This window comes from Amaricoccus sp., assembly GCF_017995835.1.
GTDB lineage: Bacteria > Pseudomonadota > Alphaproteobacteria > Rhodobacterales > Rhodobacteraceae > Amaricoccus.
In genome coordinates, this window is the sequence record NZ_JAGOID010000075.1 from 1 (window position 1) to 15,967 (window position 15,967).

General features: G+C 70.0%; 11 protein-coding genes. 6 read left to right on the plus strand and 5 right to left on the minus strand.

Annotated features, from left to right (window positions below):
- Positions 1 to 267: 267 nt before the first annotated feature.
- Positions 268 to 4,890, minus strand: coding sequence for a translocation/assembly module TamB domain-containing protein (locus tag KBA23_RS11890; protein WP_290741180.1), 4,623 nt, complete (start codon positions 4,888 to 4,890; stop codon positions 268 to 270).
- Positions 4,887 to 6,821, minus strand: a complete 1,935-nt coding sequence (locus KBA23_RS11895; protein WP_290741183.1) for an autotransporter assembly complex family protein — start codon at positions 6,819 to 6,821, stop codon at positions 4,887 to 4,889. Before KBA23_RS11895 ends, KBA23_RS11890 begins: the two co-directional genes overlap by 4 nt.
- 360 nt (positions 6,822 to 7,181) lie before the next feature.
- Here KBA23_RS11895 and rfbA point away from each other — a divergent pair, with 360 nt between their 5' ends.
- On the plus strand, positions 7,182 to 8,078 hold the full coding sequence (rfbA, locus tag KBA23_RS11900) for a glucose-1-phosphate thymidylyltransferase RfbA (RefSeq protein ID WP_290741185.1): 897 nt from the start codon (positions 7,182 to 7,184) through the stop codon (positions 8,076 to 8,078).
- A gap of 48 nt (positions 8,079 to 8,126) precedes the next feature.
- On the opposite strand, the gene KBA23_RS11905 is transcribed toward rfbA, so the two are convergent.
- The 3 genes from KBA23_RS11905 to KBA23_RS11915 all read right to left on the minus strand — a co-directional run bounded on the left by KBA23_RS11905 (position 8,127) and on the right by KBA23_RS11915 (position 10,775).
- Complete coding sequence (locus KBA23_RS11905) at positions 8,127 to 8,870, minus strand: outer membrane beta-barrel protein (RefSeq protein WP_290741188.1); 744 nt, start codon at positions 8,868 to 8,870, stop codon at positions 8,127 to 8,129.
- A 143-nt stretch (positions 8,871 to 9,013) separates the two neighbouring features.
- Positions 9,014 to 9,418, minus strand: a complete 405-nt coding sequence (gene msrB, locus KBA23_RS11910; protein WP_290741190.1) for a peptide-methionine (R)-S-oxide reductase MsrB — start codon at positions 9,416 to 9,418, stop codon at positions 9,014 to 9,016.
- Between the two features lie 55 nt (positions 9,419 to 9,473).
- The gene (locus KBA23_RS11915; RefSeq protein ID WP_290741193.1) at positions 9,474 to 10,775 is read right to left on the minus strand and encodes an MFS transporter; all 1,302 of its coding nucleotides are present in this window, start codon (positions 10,773 to 10,775) and stop codon (positions 9,474 to 9,476) included.
- A gap of 135 nt (positions 10,776 to 10,910) precedes the next feature.
- Here KBA23_RS11915 and cyoA point away from each other — a divergent pair, with 135 nt between their 5' ends.
- From cyoA to KBA23_RS11940, 5 genes are read left to right on the plus strand one after another with little or no spacing between them, the layout of a single operon-like run.
- Positions 10,911 to 12,011, plus strand: a complete 1,101-nt coding sequence (gene cyoA, locus KBA23_RS11920; protein WP_290741195.1) for a ubiquinol oxidase subunit II — start codon at positions 10,911 to 10,913, stop codon at positions 12,009 to 12,011.
- A 17-nt stretch (positions 12,012 to 12,028) separates the two neighbouring features.
- Positions 12,029 to 14,041, plus strand: a complete 2,013-nt coding sequence (gene cyoB, locus KBA23_RS11925) for a cytochrome o ubiquinol oxidase subunit I (protein WP_290741198.1) — start codon at positions 12,029 to 12,031, stop codon at positions 14,039 to 14,041.
- A gap of 4 nt (positions 14,042 to 14,045) precedes the next feature.
- Complete coding sequence (gene cyoC / locus KBA23_RS11930) at positions 14,046 to 14,672, plus strand: cytochrome o ubiquinol oxidase subunit III (protein WP_290741202.1); 627 nt, start codon at positions 14,046 to 14,048, stop codon at positions 14,670 to 14,672.
- Entirely contained in the window at positions 14,669 to 15,082 is a 414-nt protein-coding gene (gene cyoD / locus KBA23_RS11935; RefSeq protein ID WP_290741205.1) for a cytochrome o ubiquinol oxidase subunit IV, read from the plus strand. The genes cyoC and cyoD overlap by 4 nt, the downstream gene beginning before the upstream one ends.
- Positions 15,079 to 15,786, plus strand: coding sequence for an SURF1 family protein (locus KBA23_RS11940; protein ID WP_290741207.1), 708 nt, complete (start codon positions 15,079 to 15,081; stop codon positions 15,784 to 15,786). Before cyoD ends, KBA23_RS11940 begins: the two co-directional genes overlap by 4 nt.
- The last annotated feature ends 181 nt before the right edge of the window (positions 15,787 to 15,967 follow it).

The following is a 15,967-nucleotide window of genomic DNA, read 5'->3' on the forward strand; positions in this document are numbered from 1 at the left end:
ATCGATATCTGGTGGGGCTCCTGCCATGCCCGCATGGATTCAGAAATCCCTGCGCTTGTGGATCCCCTATCGACACAACCGCCCACCTTTTTGCCCCGGTTACTGATAGATAGGGTAACTACCTGAGGACAAACGATAAAAGCGTCAAAGGCCAAAAAGCGCCCGCGAGTCGTTTCATGAGCCCGCCGGTATGAGATCACGCCGTTTCAGCCACTTGCCTCGCCTCGCCCGGGCAAGTGAGCGCCAGCGCCGCGCAGATGACCGCCCTCAGTAATCCCGCTCGAAGAACACGCCAATCGTGGAGTTGCCGTCACTGGCGACCGAGCCGCGGACGGTGAGGTTGTCCGACAAGTCGAGGTTGATCTGCGCCCGGGTGTCGCCGGACGTGTCAGACTGCACGTCCAGATAGATGTTGTCGTCGATGTAGGTGCCGGCGCGCAGGGCCGTCGAGCCGTCCTCTTCAGTCACGATGTCGAGGTCGTCGAACCCGATGGCGCCACGCAACTGCTCGAGGATCCCCGGCCCCCCGCCCCCGCCGGCGAGCTCGGCCGCGGCCGCAGCAAGCTCGGCGATCTGGAACGGCGAGAGCTGCGACACGCTCTGATTGAAGATCACCCGCGCCAGCACCTCGTCCTCGGGCAGCGGCGGCTCGGAGGAGAAGTGGATCTCCGGCTGCGACACCCGGCCGGTGACCTGGACGATCGCCGTGACGCCCCGGGCGCGGGTCTGCGCCCGGAAGTCTATGATCGGATTGAAGCTGCCGGTCAGCTGCAACGTTCCGCGGGTGAACTCGATGCGCTGGCCGAGGATGTCGAGCCGGCCGCGGCGCAGCTCGAACTGGCCGACCGGCACGAGGTCGTTGAGCGGCCCGGTGATCCGCATCTCGCCGCCGAGCTCGACGTCGAGCCCGCGCCCGCGCACGAAGATCCGGTTCGGCGCGCGGATGCGGATGTCGGCGTTGAGCGGCAGTTGCGAGGACGCGGGCGTGCGCGGCTCGTCGAGCCGGGCGCGGCGCAGCGTCTCCGTGACGCCGGGCGAGGGCTGCACGTGCTGGACCACCTCGACCGTCCTGGTCACGTTGGCGCCGAGGCCCTCGGCGACCGAAATCTCGGTTGGTCCGAGGTCGATGCGCCCGGAGACCGTGCCGCCGCCGCGCAGCGGCCCCTCGGCGCGCAGTTGACCGTCGACGGTCGTCGAGACGAACTGGCCGTCGGTATAGCGTACCCCGGCGAAGGTCACCTCGAGGTTCGCCGGATTCCCCGCGGCGAGCGAGATCGTGCCCGACGCGGCGATCGTCCCGCCCATCGCCGATGCGGCGCGGAAGCTGCGGACGGTCGCGGTCTGGCCGTCGAACCCGACATCGGCCGAAATGTCCTGAAGGCGCAGGTTGCTCTGCGGGTCGGTGAAGGTTCCGCCGGCGAGGCTCGCCGTCCCCGAGAGCAGCGGCCGGGCCAGCGCGCCGCGCGCCGTCAGGTCGAACCGCACGAGGCCGCGGGCCTGCGCGGCGCGGTTCGCGAGCAGCGCGTCGGCGAGCGCGAGCGGCGCCTCGCCGCTGGCGCGCAGGTCGAGCCCCGGCCCACGCAGCGGCGCGCGTCCCGAGGCGCGGAGCGCGAGGCCCTGGTCGTTGCGCGCGCTCGCCTCGGAGAGCGTCAGCACGTCGCGCAGGAACCCCCCGCTCGCATCGATTGCGAGCGGAGTGACGCCGGCGTCCCGAAGCGGCTGCGCGGTGATCCCGGCGCCGCGCAGGTCGAAGCTGACGTCCGGCTGGGCGGTCGTGCCGGCGATGCGCGCCGTGCCGGAGACGGTTCCCCCGAGGCCCCGATTGCCGGCGGCCCGGTCGAGGAGCTGCAATGGCAGCGAGGTGAGGTCCACGGCAAGGTCGAGGTTCCCCTGACCGAGCGGAACCGAGCCCGACGTATGGGCCGCGAGTCCCTGAGCCTCGACCCTGGCGTCGAGCGTCAGCCGGTCGTCCGCCGTCCGGCCGGTGGCGACGATGCGGGCCGGCGGAAGGCCGGCCGCGTGCGAGGCCGCGGCGGCCACGCCCTCGCCGGTGACGTCGAAGGAGACGTTGGGCGCGTCGCGCGCTCCGGTGGCGCGAAGGGCGCCATCGACATGCCCCTCGAGGCCGAGCGCCGGCTGCACCAGGTTTGCGAGCGACAGCGGCAGACGGGTGAGGTCGACCGAGACGTCGAGGGTTTCGCCGACCGTGCCTTGCGCGGTCAGGCGGCCGTCGCCGAGGTCGAGCGCGAGCGGCGTCAGGGTGATCGCGGGGCCAGCGACGGTCACGGTCGCGGGCGCGGTCAGCCGCGCCACGACGTCGCGCTGCTGAAGCGACAGTGTCTCCAGCGTCGCGACGAAGCCGTCGGGGCGCTGGTCGAGCGTGCCGGCGAGCTGCGCCACCGTGCCGATGGCAAGGCGGGCGTCGGCGTCGACGCGCATCGCCCGCGGGCCGGTCTGGCTCGCCCGCGCCGACAGCGTCTCGACGTCGACGCCCCCGGCGACGAGCCCGGTCGCGTCGAGCGAGCCGCGCAGGAGCGGCGTGGCGAGCGCGTCCTCCACATAGGCGTCGAGATCGAGGCCGCCGAGCCGCATGCCGCCGGATGCGACGTCGCGGAGGTTCGCCTTCGCCGCGACCCCCTGCCCCGTCTCGGCCGCCTCGAAACGCAGCGTCGCCTCCGCCGAGCCCTGCGCCTCGACAAGCGCCAGCGCGGCGAGCGGCTCGAGGTCGGGCGCGGCGATGTTGAGGACGCCGAGGATCGCCTGTTCCGGCTGCTGCGACAGCTCGCCCGTGATGGCGTTCGGCCCGACCCGGACATCGAGGTCGCGCAACGCCCTCGCGCCGGCGGCGAGATCGAGGCTTGCCGCGACGCTGATCGGCTGGTCGCCGAGCGCGCCCGCGCCGGACACGACGCCCGAGACGTCCGCGCCGTTGACCTGGCCGTCGAAGCCGATCCGCGCGCCGGCAAGGTCGCGGTCGAGCACGCGGCCTTCGGGGATCTGCGCCTCGAAGGCGACCGTGAGCGGGCGTCGCTTGCCGCTCGCCCGCCCCGTCGCGGTGAGCGCGCCCTCGAGCCGCCGGTCGAGCACCGAGAGGTCGGCAAGCCGCCCGTCGATCGCGAAGTCCGTGACGTCGCTTGTCAGCTTGCCGGTCGAGGCGATCTGGGGATTGGCGTTGGCGATCCGCAGCCCGTCGGGGCGGAAGCCCCCGGGGTCGCGGGCGACCCGGCCGCCCAGCGTCGTCTCGCCCTGGAGCAGGCCGTCGAGCCGCGGATCGCCGAGCCGCAGGTCCTGCGCCGTGCCGGCGACGGCGACATCGAAGGATCGGGCGAGCGGGTCGAGGCTCCCGTCCAGCCGCAGGTCGAGCCCGCCGCCGAGTTCGCGGCCCGCGAGCCCGGAGGCCGGGGCGAGATCGGAGAGGCGCGCGCCGATGCGCCCCGTGAAGGCCGTGCCGCGCACGTCCCCGGCGGCAAAGAGCGACACGTCCTTGCCGGTCGCCTGGACCTGGCGCAGGTGCAGCGGCCCCCCCGGCGGCAGGGCTGCGTCGGCGAAGATGTCGAGCCGGTCGCCGAGCACCGCCGCGATATCGGGGTTCTCCGAGGAAACCCCGGTCGCCTCGCCCTCGACCGCGAAGGTCAGGTTGCGCCGCGCCGGGTCGTCGAGGTTCTCCGCGAGGCCCCCGAGCGTCAGCGTCACGTCCTCGACCGCGACCTCGCCCGCCCGGAGCCGGTCGAGCACGACGCGGCCGGTCCAGCGCCGACCCTGGCCATAGGCGAGATCCAGCACGGCGGAATGGATGCTGGTCGCGCCGCCGGAGACGGGCAGGACGACCGCCGGGGCGTTTGGATCGCCGAGCCGGCCGGCCAGCGTCAGGTCGCGCGGGAAACCGTCGGCTGCGGTGGCGAGCGTCCCGGTGAGGTCGAGCTCGGCGCCCTTCACGGCGAAACGGTCGAGCCGCATGCCGCCGGCGGCGAGCGCCACGCCCGCGACCTCGACCGAGGTCTCGCCGGCGAAGAACGGGCGGTAGGGGGCGGGGACGACCGGCGCGAGGCCGCCGCGGAAGTCCACGGTGAAGCCACGCCCCTCGGGGGTCGCGCGGAGCCGGATGTCGCCGGTGGCGATGCGCGCCGCGTCGGCGTCGAACCCGAAGGCGAGGTCGAGATCGTCGAGCGGCCCGCCGCCCTGAAGGCGCACGTCGATCGCAGGGGCGCCCTCGATGCCGGCGAGCGTGGCGACGACGCCGCCCTGCGGCTCGGACAGTTGCAGGTCGAGGTCGAGGACGCCGGTGGCGTTGGCGAAATCGAGGTCGAGCGCCAGCTCTCCCCCCGGCCCGTCGATACGCCGCACGTTAAGCCCCGCATCGAGCGCGCCACGGGCGAGGTCGGCCGAGCCGTTGGCCGCGAGCCGCGCCGCCTGGCCGACCGCCGCGGGGCCGAGGTCGATGCGGGGCAGGTCGAGATCCGCGATGCGGACGGAGAGCGGCAGCTCCGGCAGGCGGAACGGCTGCGCCTCGGCCTGTACCGGCAGCCTCTCGGCGATCCCCGTCTCGTGCGGGACCGGCCTGCGGGCAAACTCTATGCGCTCCACCGCGAGCCGGTTGATGTCGAGGCGCCGGCGCAGCAGCGCGAGGCGGGTCCAGTCGATCTCCACCCCGGTCAGCGTAAGCCAGACGCCCTCGTCGTCGGAGACGGTCAGAGAGGCGATGCGCGCCTGCGACGAGAGCGCGCCGCTGACGCCGTGCAGCCCGATCTCGCGGCCGGGCGCCGAAATGCGGCTCTGGATGAAGTTGATGATGAAGCCGTTGTCGTCCTGCTCCGACGACGAGAGATCCTGGCCGACCGCCGCCACGGCGACGAGCGCGATCACGCCGAAGATGGCCAGGAGCCGTTTCAAAACGCCTGCCCGATGCCGACGTAGAACGCGATGACGTCGTCACCGTCGCGCGGATTGATCGGCGTGGCCACGTCGAGCCGGATCGGCCCGAGCCCGGTGAAGTAGCGCAGGCCGGCCCCGGCGCCGACGCGAACGTCGGTGTCGTTGCTGGTGAAGCTCGACGAGGCGGAGACGAAGCCCGCATCGACGAAGCCGACGCCGCCGAAGCGTTCGGTGACGCGGAAGCGCGCCTCGGCGGAACCCTCGACGAGACTGCGGCCGCCGATGACGCCGGTGTCGCCGTCGGGCTCGGTGTAGTCGACGCCGACCGAGCGGTAGGCATAGCCGCGGATGGATCCGGCGCCGCCCGCGAAGAACAGCTTGTCCGGCGGGCTCTCCGCGTCGCTCGGCCCGGCGAAGCTGCCGACCTTGGCGCGCGCCGCCAGCACGAAGCGTCCGTCGTCCTCGCCGAACCCCTTGTAGACGCGCCCCTCCAGCGTGCCGCGGGCCGCGAGGTTGCCGTACTCGGCCTCGTAGAACGGCTCGGCCTCGGCCGCGAGGTAATAGCCCCGCGTCGGGTTCATCACATCGTCGCGCCGGTCGTAGGTGCCCTTTCCGGTCACGCCGAACATCAGGAAGCGGCGGATGCCGAACAGGTCGTCGAAGCGCGCCCGCGTGGCGAAGAGCGAGACCTCGCCGTTCAGCCAGCGCGCAAAGGTGCGTTGCAGCCCGACCCGCGCGGTCAGCGACTGCTCGCGGTAGGTGTCGAGGTCGAGCCGGCGTCCGGTCAGCGACGCCACGAGGTCGACGTTGGGGTTGATCACGCCGGGGCGCAGGAAGCTCACCCCCGCCTCGTAGTCGAAATCGCCGACGTCGCCGACCACGCCGAGCCCGGTCACGCTCGCCGAGAAGCGCAGCCGCTCGGCGCGGTGGAAGAGGTTGCGGTGCTCCCAGAACGCCTCGAGGCCGGCCCCCTCGATGGTGGACAGCGTGGCGCCGATCCCGAGCGTGCGGGCGGTCCCGTCCTGGACCCGCACCGCCATGTCGAGCGTGCCGTCGGGCGCGATCTCGGGCGCCTCCTCGACGCGGATGGAGCTGAACACGCCGAGCCGCGACAGCCGGTCCTCCGCCGCCTTCACCCGGTCCGGATCGAAGCTGTCGCCGGGGGTGAGGTCCGCCATGTAGTCGACGAATCCCGGATCGACGCGGCGCGTGCCGCTGACGGTGGTGCGACCGAACTTCGCCGGGCGGCCGGGGTCGAGGGTGATGACGACGTCGAGCCGGCTCGTCGGATGCTCGGCGATCACCGAGCGGTCGGTCTCCTGCGCCTTCGCCCGGCTGAGCTGGCGCCAGCGCTCGATCGCGGTCGAGGAGGCGGCGGAGACGACGGTGGCCTTCGCGTCGGCCCCGGTGCGGAAGTCATTGGCGAGGTCGTTCTTCACCTCGTCGTCGGCGGCGACCTTCGGGGGCGGGGCGTTGACGATCTCCGCCTGCCCGAACCTGAACCGCGGCCCCGGCTTGACCGCGACCACCACCTGCGTCGGCCGGGGCAGGTTCGCGTCGAGCGTCAGATCCGCGGCCTCCTGCCCGGCGAGGCGGATCGAGATCTCCGGGCCGTAGTAGGCCTGATTGTAGAGCGCGGCGAGAATGCGACGATAGTCCCCCCGCGCCCGCGCGAGCAGGCCGCCCACGCCGGCGGCCGGCTTGTCCCGCCCCGCCCACAGCCCCGAAGCGTTCTGGAGCTGCCGCTCGAGGCCGTTCTCGTCTCCGGCGACGACGAACTGCACGTCGTAGGGCAAGGGATCGATGATCTCGAACCCCGCCTCCTGGTCCTCGCGTTCTCCCCAGAGATGGATGCCGAACAGCGAGAACGCCGCCGCGGGCGCCGCCGTGGCGACGGCCACCGCCACCGCCAGAGCGGACAGGGACGCTCTGTTCGTCCGGCGGCTCATTTCCTGTCTGCTCGCGCTGGTTGTTTTTGCGTTTTGCGAAGCGTAGCGCATTCGTTAACGGGCGCAAGGCGCCGAGAGGCGCGAGCGCGCTTTTTTGCCACTGTGATGGCCAATCGGCCACCATCCGCCGGCGGGGCGCTCACCATCTCGCACAAAGTCCCTTTGCCTCGCCCCCGCCGCCCGTATTGACGATTCAATCTCGACTCTTTTGCTTAGCATATGCGTTGTGCATGGAACGTGCATGGAGTGTGCATCGAAGGATCCGCCGTAAACCCTTGACGCCGAAGTCTTCAGATGGAAACCGTATAACCCGAACCGGGCCGCGACGGCGGACCTGTGCGTGTGACGATGGAGCGAGTTATGACGGCAGCAACCTCGGCGGGGGCGCGCAAGGGCATCGTGCTGGCCGGCGGATCGGGGACGCGGCTCTACCCGATCACGCACTCGATCTCCAAGCAGCTGCTGCCGCTCTACGACAAGCCGATGATCTACTACCCGCTGTCGGTGCTGATGCTGGCCGGGCTGCGCGAGGTGGCGGTCATCACCACGCCCGCGGACCAGGACCAGTTCCGCCGCCTGCTCGGCGACGGTTCGCGCTGGGGGATGTCGATCAGCTACATAGAGCAGCCGCGCCCGGACGGCCTCGCCCAGGCCTACGTGCTGGCCGAGGATTTCCTCGCCGGCGCCGGGTCGACGATGGTTCTGGGCGACAACGTCTTTTTCGGGCACGGCCTGCCGGAGATGCTGCAATCGGCGGCGGCGCGCCCGTCCGGCGGCACGGTCTTCGGCTATGCCGTGCGCGACCCGGAACGCTACGGCGTGGTTGCCTTCGACGCCGCCGGCAAGGTCCTGTCGATCGAGGAGAAGCCGGAAAGGCCGAAGTCGAACTTCGCCGTCACCGGCATCTACGTCCTCGACGGCGGCGCGCCCGCGCGCGCGGCGACGCTGAGGCCAAGCGGTCGCGGCGAGATCGAGATCGCCGACCTCCTCAACATGTACCTCGCCGAGGGCCTGCTGACGGTGGAGCGGATGGGCCGCGGCTATGCCTGGCTCGACACCGGCACCCACGCGAGCCTGCTCGACGCCGGCAACTTCGTGCGCACCATCGAGGAGCGGCAGAACCTCAAGATCGGCTGCCCCGAGGAGATCGCCTTCCACCAGGGCTGGATCGACGCGGCCACGCTGCGCGCGCTCGCCGCGCCCTATCTCAAGACCGAATACGGCCGCTACCTCGTCCGCATCGCGGACGGCGGCTGACGCTGCCACCCGCCCCCCGCCGGGGCGGAGGCCGCTTCGTATCCGGGCTCAGAAGCGATAGACCACGCCGATGGCGGGACCGTAGAGTTCGACCGACGCGTCCTTGTCGTCGATCTGGTAGTCGATATCCATGTAGCGATAGGCCGCGACCGCCGACCAGTCGTCGTTGATCGCGTAGCGGACGGTGGCGAGCGCCTGCCAGGTCGTCTCGTCCGAGCTGACGCCGCCGAGATCCGCGAACAGCGTGCCGGTCCAGCGGTCGGAGAACTTCACGATGGCACGGGCGCCGACGAGCGGCACCGCCCAGCTCTGGCTGTCGCCGAAATGGCGCGTTTCGGCGAGGTTGCCCTTGAGCGTGAAGTCGAGATCGACCGAGAAGGCGCGCACGCCGGCGGCGACGTCGAACGCCACCTTGTCGTCCTCGTGAAGCCGGTAGGCGGCGTAGCCCGAGAACACCGTCATCTCGGTGTCGGCGACCCCCTTGGTGAACAGAAGGCCGCGCGGGGTGGAACTGTCCATCGAGATGTCGCTGTAGATCAGGTCGCCGATGAAACCCCAGCGGCCGGTCCGGGCCTCGAGCGCGCCCATGAACGCGAAGTCGAGGTTGGAGATCACGTCACCCGAACTCAGGTCGGCGTCGAGCCTGCCGAGCTTCGTGTCGAGCGAACTCGACAGGGCCGGAAGCCACGCGTAGACCGTCACGTCGAAGGTCCAGCCGCCCGGAAACTCCTGCGCCGCGGCGGCCGCCCCGAACGCCGTCGCCGCCATCGCGATCGCCGCAATCGTCCTCATGTCACACCCCCGGGGTTCGCGCCGTCGTCATCGCCGCGCACGCCGCGCCATAGGCGCCGCGCTGCTTCTGCGTGGTCCATATCCCGTATGCGGTCCGCCCGCTTAGCCTGGCGCGCCAACTCGTGCGTTCGCGCGCGCACGGATCAGGCGGGCCGGAACTCGAGCGCGACGCCATTGATGCAGTAGCGCAGGCCGGTTGGCGGCGGACCGTCGGGAAAGACGTGGCCGAGATGGCTGCCGCAGGTCGCGCAATGAACCTCGGTGCGGGTCATGCCGTGGCTGCGGTCGGTGTTGGTCTCCACCGCACCCGCGACCGGCGTGTTGAAGCTCGGCCAGCCGGTGCCGCTTTCGAACTTGACTTCGCCGGCGAAAAGCGGCTCGCCGCAGCCGGCGCAGGCGAAGGCGCCGGGGCGCTTCTCGTGCAGGAGCGCGCAACTGCCCGGCCGCTCGGTGCCGTGGCCGCGCATGACCGCGAACTGTTCCGGCGTCAGGCGCGCGCGCCACTCCGTCTCGGTCCGCGTCACCTTGTAGACCTTGTCCGTCGTCATCGCCTCGCCCCCTTCCGCACGTCGCCCGCGCCGGGCGGCGGAGTTTCAAGAACCTCTAGTCGCTCTGGAGGTCGAGCCGGCGGCTGAGGACCAGCGCGACGATGGTGCAGATCGAGCCCGAGAGCAGATAGGCGCCCGACGAGGCGAGGCCGAAATTCGTGGCGAGGAACAGCGCCACCAGCGGGGCGAAGCCCGCGCCGAACATCCAGGCGAGGTCCGAGGTCAGCGCCGAGGCGGTATAGCGGTAGCGCCGGTCGAAGCGCGAGGCGACAACGCCCGACGACTGGCCGAAGGAGAGGCCGAGCAGGCCGAAGCCGACGACCATGTAGATGAACTCGCCGACCTGCCCCCCGTCGAGGAGCGACGGCGCGGCGAGGGCGAAGATCGCGATCGCGACGGCGCAGGCGATCAGCAACCGCCGGCGCCCCACCCGGTCCGCAAGCGCGCCGGACGCGATCACCGCGGCGAGGCCGACCAGGGCCGTGCCGATCTCGATGCCGAGGAAGCCGCTCAGCCCGTCGTGGGCCGTCAGGTACACCCAGGCCAGCGGGAACACCGTAACCATGTGGAAGAGCGCGAAGGTGGCGAGCGGGGTGAAGGCGCCGATCAGGATGTTGACGCCCTCCGCCTTCAGCGTCTCACGCACCGGGGTCGGCCGCAGCTCGAGATTCTCGAACTGCCGGGCATATTCCGGGGTGACGACGATCCTCAGCCGCGCGAAGAGCGCCACCACGTTGATCGCGAAGGCGACGAAGAACGGATAGCGCCAGCCCCATGCGAGGAAATCCTCCTCGGAGAGCACGCCGATCAGGTAGACGAAGAGCGCGCTCGCCACGAAGAGCCCGACCGGGGCGCCAAGCTGCGGGATCATCGCGTACCAGCCGCGCTCCTTCTCCGGCACGTTCATCGCGAGGAGCGAGGCGAGGCCGTCCCAGGCGCCGCCGAGCGCGAGGCCCTGGGCGACGCGCATGGCGGCGAGGATGAGGATCGCATAGCCGCCGGCGAGCGAATAATCCGGCATGAAGGCGATGCCCGCGGTGGCGCACCCGAGGAGGAAGAGCGCGAGGGTGAGTTTCACCCCCCTCCCCCACCGCCGGTCGACGGCCATGAAGATCAGCGTCCCGAACGGACGCGCCACGAAGGCGAGGGCGAAGACCGCGAAGGACCACATCATCGCCGCGACAGGCTCGGCGAAGGGGAACATCACCCGGGGGAACACCAGCACCGAGGCGATGGCGTAGACGAAGAAGTCGAAGAACTCCGAGCTGCGACCGATGACAACGCCGACCGCGATCTCGGTCAGGCCCGCCTCATGGCGGCTCCCCGCCTCGCCCACGTCGCCCGTCTCGTAGCTCATACCCGAGCGACCTCCGCGGCACGATCGAAAAAGTCACATCCGAATCTCCTTATACCTGTCGGATCGGGTTATGGTAACGAAGAATCAGCCCACGGCCCGTGCCGGGGCAGATTTGCACGGACGAGAGGGGCGCAGATGCAGCGAACGACTCTCCTGGCCCTGCTGGCGGCGCCGATTCTGGCCGGATGCGACATGGTCGTTCTCTCGCCATCGGGCCACATCGCTGCCCGCCAGCGCGACCTCCTCATCAGCTCCACCCTCCTCATGCTGGTGATCGTCATCCCGGTGATGGTGCTCACGGCGTTCTTCGCGTGGCGCTACAGCGCCCGGCGCGGAGCGCGCTACGAACCGAACTGGAGCCATTCCACGGGGCTCGAGCTGCTGATCTGGACGGCGCCGCTGATGATCATCATCTGCATCGGCGCGATCACCTGGGTCGGCACTCACCTGCTCGACCCGTTCCGCCCGCTCGAGCATATCGGCGAGCGCCGGCCGGTTCCGGCGAACGAGACTCCGCTCGAGATCGAGGTGGTGGCCCTCGACTGGAAGTGGCTGTTCATCTACCCGGAATACGGCGTCGCAACGGTGAACGACGCCGCCGCGCCCATCGACCGGCCGATCCGGTTCAAGCTCACCGCTTCCTCGGTGATGAACGCCTTCTACGTCCCCGCGCTCGCCGGGATGATCTACGCCATGCCGGCCATGGAATCGCAGCTCAATGCGGTGATCAACGTGCCCGGCGATTACGAGGGCTTCTCGTCGAACTACAGCGGGGCGGGGTTCTCCGGAATGCGCTTCCGCTTCCACGGCATGGCGCGCGCCGACTTCGACGTCTGGCTCGCCAAGGCCCGCATCGACGGCGGCGGCGCCCTCGACCGCGCCCGCTATCTCGAACTGGCGAAGCCGAGCGAGAATGTCGCGCCGATGAGCTTCGACGACGTGGACCCCGACCTCTTCCGGCGCATCGTGAGCCGTTGCGTGGAGGAGGGCCGGATGTGCACCGACGAGATGGCGATGCTCGACGCCCGGGGCGGAACCGGCTTCGCGGGGACGCTTAACACCGTCCCGGACGCGACCCGGCAGGCCAGCGCCCTCGGTCACGTCCCCTTCTACGTCCGGTCCTTCTGCACCGTCGCCGACGCCGAGGCCGACTACGGCAAGCAGGGCCTCGTGCTGCTCGACCCGCCGCCGCCCGCCGCGCCGGCGACCGACGGCGACGCAAAAGAAACCCTCTGAGCCGGGCAGGACTTCCAATGGCCATCGAGACCGTCGCGACGCCCGAGACCAGCTTCCTTCTCGGCCGCCTCACCTGGGCGGCGCTGCCGCTGCACGAGCCCATCCTCGTCGCCACCTTCGCCGTCGTCGCCATCGGCGGGCTCGCGCTGGTGGGCGCACTGAGCTATTTCCGCCTGTGGGGCTACCTCTGGCACGAGTGGTTCACCAGCGTGGACCACAAGAAGATCGGGATCATGTACATGGTCCTCGGCCTCGTCATGCTGCTGCGCGGGTTCGCCGACGCGGTGATGATGCGCCTCCAGCAGGCCTGGGCCTTCAACGGGTCCGAGGGCTACCTCAACGCCCACCACTACGACCAGGTCTTCACCGCCCACGGCGTCATCATGATCTTCTTCGTGGCGATGCCATTCGTCACCGGCATGATGAACCTCGTCATGCCGTTGCAGATCGGCGCCCGCGACGTCGCCTTCCCCTTCCTCAACAACTTCAGCTTCTGGATGACCGCCGGCGGCGCCGTCATCGTCATGGCCTCGCTCTTCGTCGGCGAGTTCGCTCAGACCGGATGGCTCGCCTATCCGCCGCTCTCCGGCATAGACGCGAGTCCCTATGTCGGGGTGGACTACTACATATGGGGATTGCAGGTCGCAGGCGTCGGAACGACGCTGTCCGGCATCAACCTGGTCGTGACGATCGTGAAGATGCGCTGCCCCGGCATGACGATGATGCGGATGCCCGTCTTCACGTGGACCGCGCTCTGCGCCAACATCCTGATCGTCGCGATTTTCCCGGTCCTCACGGCGACCCTGGTGCTGCTCGCGCTCGACCGCTACATCGGCACCAACTTCTTCACCGCCGACAACGGCGGCAACCCGATGATGTTCGTCAACCTCATCTGGATCTGGGGCCACCCGGAGGTCTACGTCCTCGTCCTGCCGGCCTTCGGCATCTTCTCCGAGGTGACGGCGACCTACTGCCGCAAGCCGCTCTTCGGCTATTCGTCGATGGTCTACGCAACGGTGTGCATCACCGTGCTGAGCTACATCGTCTGGCTGCACCACTTCTTCACCATGGGCGCCGGGGCGAGCGTGAACAGCTTCTTCGGCATCGCGTCGATGATCATCTCGATCCCGACCGGGGCGAAGCTCTTCAACTGGCTGTTCACCATGTACCACGGCCGCATCCGCTACGAGCTGCCGATGATGTGGACGGTCGCCTTCATGCTGACCTTCGCCATCGGCGGCATGACCGGCGTGATGCTCGCGGTGCCGCCGGCCGACTTCGTGCTGCACAACTCGCTCTTCCTCGTGGCGCACTTCCACAACGTCATCATCGGCGGCGTGCTCTTCGGGCTCTTCGCCGGCATCTACTACTGGTGGCCCAAGGCCTTCGGCTTCCGCCTCGAACCCTTCTGGGGCAAGGTCTCGTTCTGGTGCTGGGTGGCGGGCTTCTGGGTGGCCTTCACGCCGCTCTATGTCCTCGGGCTCATGGGCGTCACCCGCCGGATGCGCGTCTTCGACGACCCGGACCTGCAGATCTGGTTCCTGATCGCGGCCCTCGGCGCCGCGCTCGTCGCCATCGGCGTCGCCGCCTTCCTCGTGCAGATCGCCGTGTCGATCTGGAAGCGCGACGAGCTGCGCGACACGACCGGCGACCCTTGGGATGGGCGGACGCTCGAATGGGCGACCTCCTCACCGCCGCCCGCCTACAACTTCGCCTTCACCCCGGTCGTCCATGGCATCGACGCCTGGTGGGACATGAAGTCGCGCGGCTACGTCCGTCCGCTCGAAGGCTTCCGGCCGATCCACATGCCGAAGAGCACCGGCTCCGGGGTGATCCTCGCCGGGCTCTCCACCGTCTGCGCCATGGCGCTCATCTGGTACATCTGGTGGCTGGCGGCGCTTGCCTTCGCCGGGGTCGTCGCAACGGCGATCTGGCACACCTTCAACTACGACCGCGACTTCGACATCCCGGCTGCGGAAGTCACGGCCGTCGAGGCCGCGCGCACCCGACTGCTGACGCGGGGGGCCTGAGGCGATGAGCGCACCGACCCACGTCCCCGACGGCCCGGCGCAGTTCCACGTCTTCGAGGAGGAGCACCACGAAGCGGGGGGATCCACCCATCTCGGGTTCTGGATCTACCTGATGAGCGACTGCCTGATCTTCGCGGTGCTCTTCGCCACCTACGGCGTGCTCGGCAGCAGCCTCGCCGGCGGACCAGGGCCGCGCGACCTGTTCTCCCTGCCCCTCGTCGCGCTCAACACCACGCTGCTGCTGATCTCGTCGATCACCTACGGCTTCGCAATGCTGGCGATGTACGAGGGCGACCAGAAGGGCACGCTGAAGTGGCTGGCGATCACCGGGGCCTTCGGCGCGGGCTTCATCGCGGTCGAGCTCTACGAGTTCGCCCACATGATCCACGAGGGCGCGGGGCCGCAGCGCTCCGCCTTCCTCTCGGCCTTCTTCGCCCTCGTCGGCACCCACGGGCTGCACGTCACCTTCGGCATCGTCTGGCTGACCACGCTGATGGTCCAGGTGCGCCGCCGGGGGCTGATCGCCGCCAACCAGCGACGGATCAGCTGCCTGTCGCTGTTCTGGCACTTCCTCGACCTCGTCTGGATCGGCGTCTTCACCTTCGTCTACCTCCTGGGAGTGCTGCGATGAGCGCCGGCCACACCGAGACAGCCCATGGCCACCCGCACGCCCACGGGCACGACGGCCACGACGTCCCGCACGGCACCTATCGGCAGTACATGACGGGTTTCGTCCTCGCGGTGATCCTGACCGCGATCCCGTTCTTCGTGGTGATGACGCGGGTCATCCCGAGCCCCGGCTACACCGCGGCGATCGTGCTGATCTGCGGGGTGGCCCAGATCCTCGTGCACATGATCTTCTTCCTGCACATGACGCCCAAGGCCGAGGACGGCTGGCTTCTGCTCTCGACCATCTTCACGATCGTGCTCGTCGTCATAACGCTCGTGGGCTCGCTCTGGGTCGTGTTCCACCTCAACCGGAACATGATGCCCGGGATGCAGGAGTTGCATCAGGAGGCCGGGCCAGCCGTGGCCGGGTGATCGGGCCGGCGCGCCGGATCGTCGCGGGCGCCGTCGTCCTCGCGACGGTCGCGCTCTTTCTCGGGCTTGGCGTCTGGCAGGTCGAGCGCCGCGCCTGGAAGCTCGACCTGATCGCGCGCGTCGAGGCCCGCCTCGCGGCCGAGCCAGTCCCGGCCCCCGGCCCCGAGGCCTGGTCGCGGCTCGACCGGGCGACGGACGAGTATCTCCGGGTCGAGGCGACCGGACGGTTCCTGCACGAGGCCGAGACCGCCGTTCTCGCCGTAACCGAGCGCGGCCGCGGCTACTGGATCCTGACGCCGCTCGCGACCCGCGACGCCACGATCCTCGTGAACCGTGGCTTCGTCCCGCCCGAGAACCGCGACCCGGCGACCCGACCGGACGGACAGCCGCCCGGCGAGGTCCATGTCGCCGGCCTGCTGCGCCTGACCGAGCCGCGCGGCGGGTTCCTGCGCGACAACGACCCGGCGGCGGACCGCTGGTTCTCCCGCGACGTCGCCGCGATCGCCGCGGCGCGGGGCGTGCGGGGCGCCGCGCCCTACTTCATCGACGCCGACGGCACGCCAAATCCCGGAGGACTGCCGGTCGGAGGGCTTACGGTGGTGCGCTTCCGCAATACCCACCTCAGCTACGCCCTGACCTGGTTCGCGCTCGCTGGCGGCCTCGCCGTGCTGACGATCCGCGCCCTGCGCCGGCACGCCGACTGATACCGGCGAGTCTACCAGGCCACCCGGCGCAGCACGGGCTAACACGCGTGATATATGTAGCCGGAGCAAAAGGCCGGGCGGCTCTACGCGAGGGCGGCTTGGCGGATGAGATGATCCAAGGCGGGAATGGTGGGTGCGCCGGGGATGCGGAGGCGGTCGCCGAGATAGTCCCAGAAGCGGA

What these genes read in the sequence shown, in the direction of transcription:
- KBA23_RS11895 (WP_290741183.1), bottom strand. Translation starts at nt 6,821, where the DNA reads ATGAGCCGCCGGACGAACAGAGCGTCCCTGTCCGCTCTGGCGGTGGCG.
- rfbA (WP_290741185.1), top strand. Translation starts at nt 7,182, where the DNA reads ATGACGGCAGCAACCTCGGCGGGGGCGCGCAAGGGCATCGTGCTGGCC.
- KBA23_RS11905 (WP_290741188.1), bottom strand. Translation starts at nt 8,870, where the DNA reads ATGAGGACGATTGCGGCGATCGCGATGGCGGCGACGGCGTTCGGGGCG.
- msrB (WP_290741190.1), bottom strand. Translation starts at nt 9,418, where the DNA reads ATGACGACGGACAAGGTCTACAAGGTGACGCGGACCGAGACGGAGTGG.
- KBA23_RS11915 (WP_290741193.1), bottom strand. Translation starts at nt 10,775, where the DNA reads ATGAGCTACGAGACGGGCGACGTGGGCGAGGCGGGGAGCCGCCATGAG.
- cyoA (WP_290741195.1), top strand. Translation starts at nt 10,911, where the DNA reads ATGCAGCGAACGACTCTCCTGGCCCTGCTGGCGGCGCCGATTCTGGCC.
- cyoB (WP_290741198.1), top strand. Translation starts at nt 12,029, where the DNA reads ATGGCCATCGAGACCGTCGCGACGCCCGAGACCAGCTTCCTTCTCGGC.
- cyoC (WP_290741202.1), top strand. Translation starts at nt 14,046, where the DNA reads ATGAGCGCACCGACCCACGTCCCCGACGGCCCGGCGCAGTTCCACGTC.
- cyoD (WP_290741205.1), top strand. Translation starts at nt 14,669, where the DNA reads ATGAGCGCCGGCCACACCGAGACAGCCCATGGCCACCCGCACGCCCAC.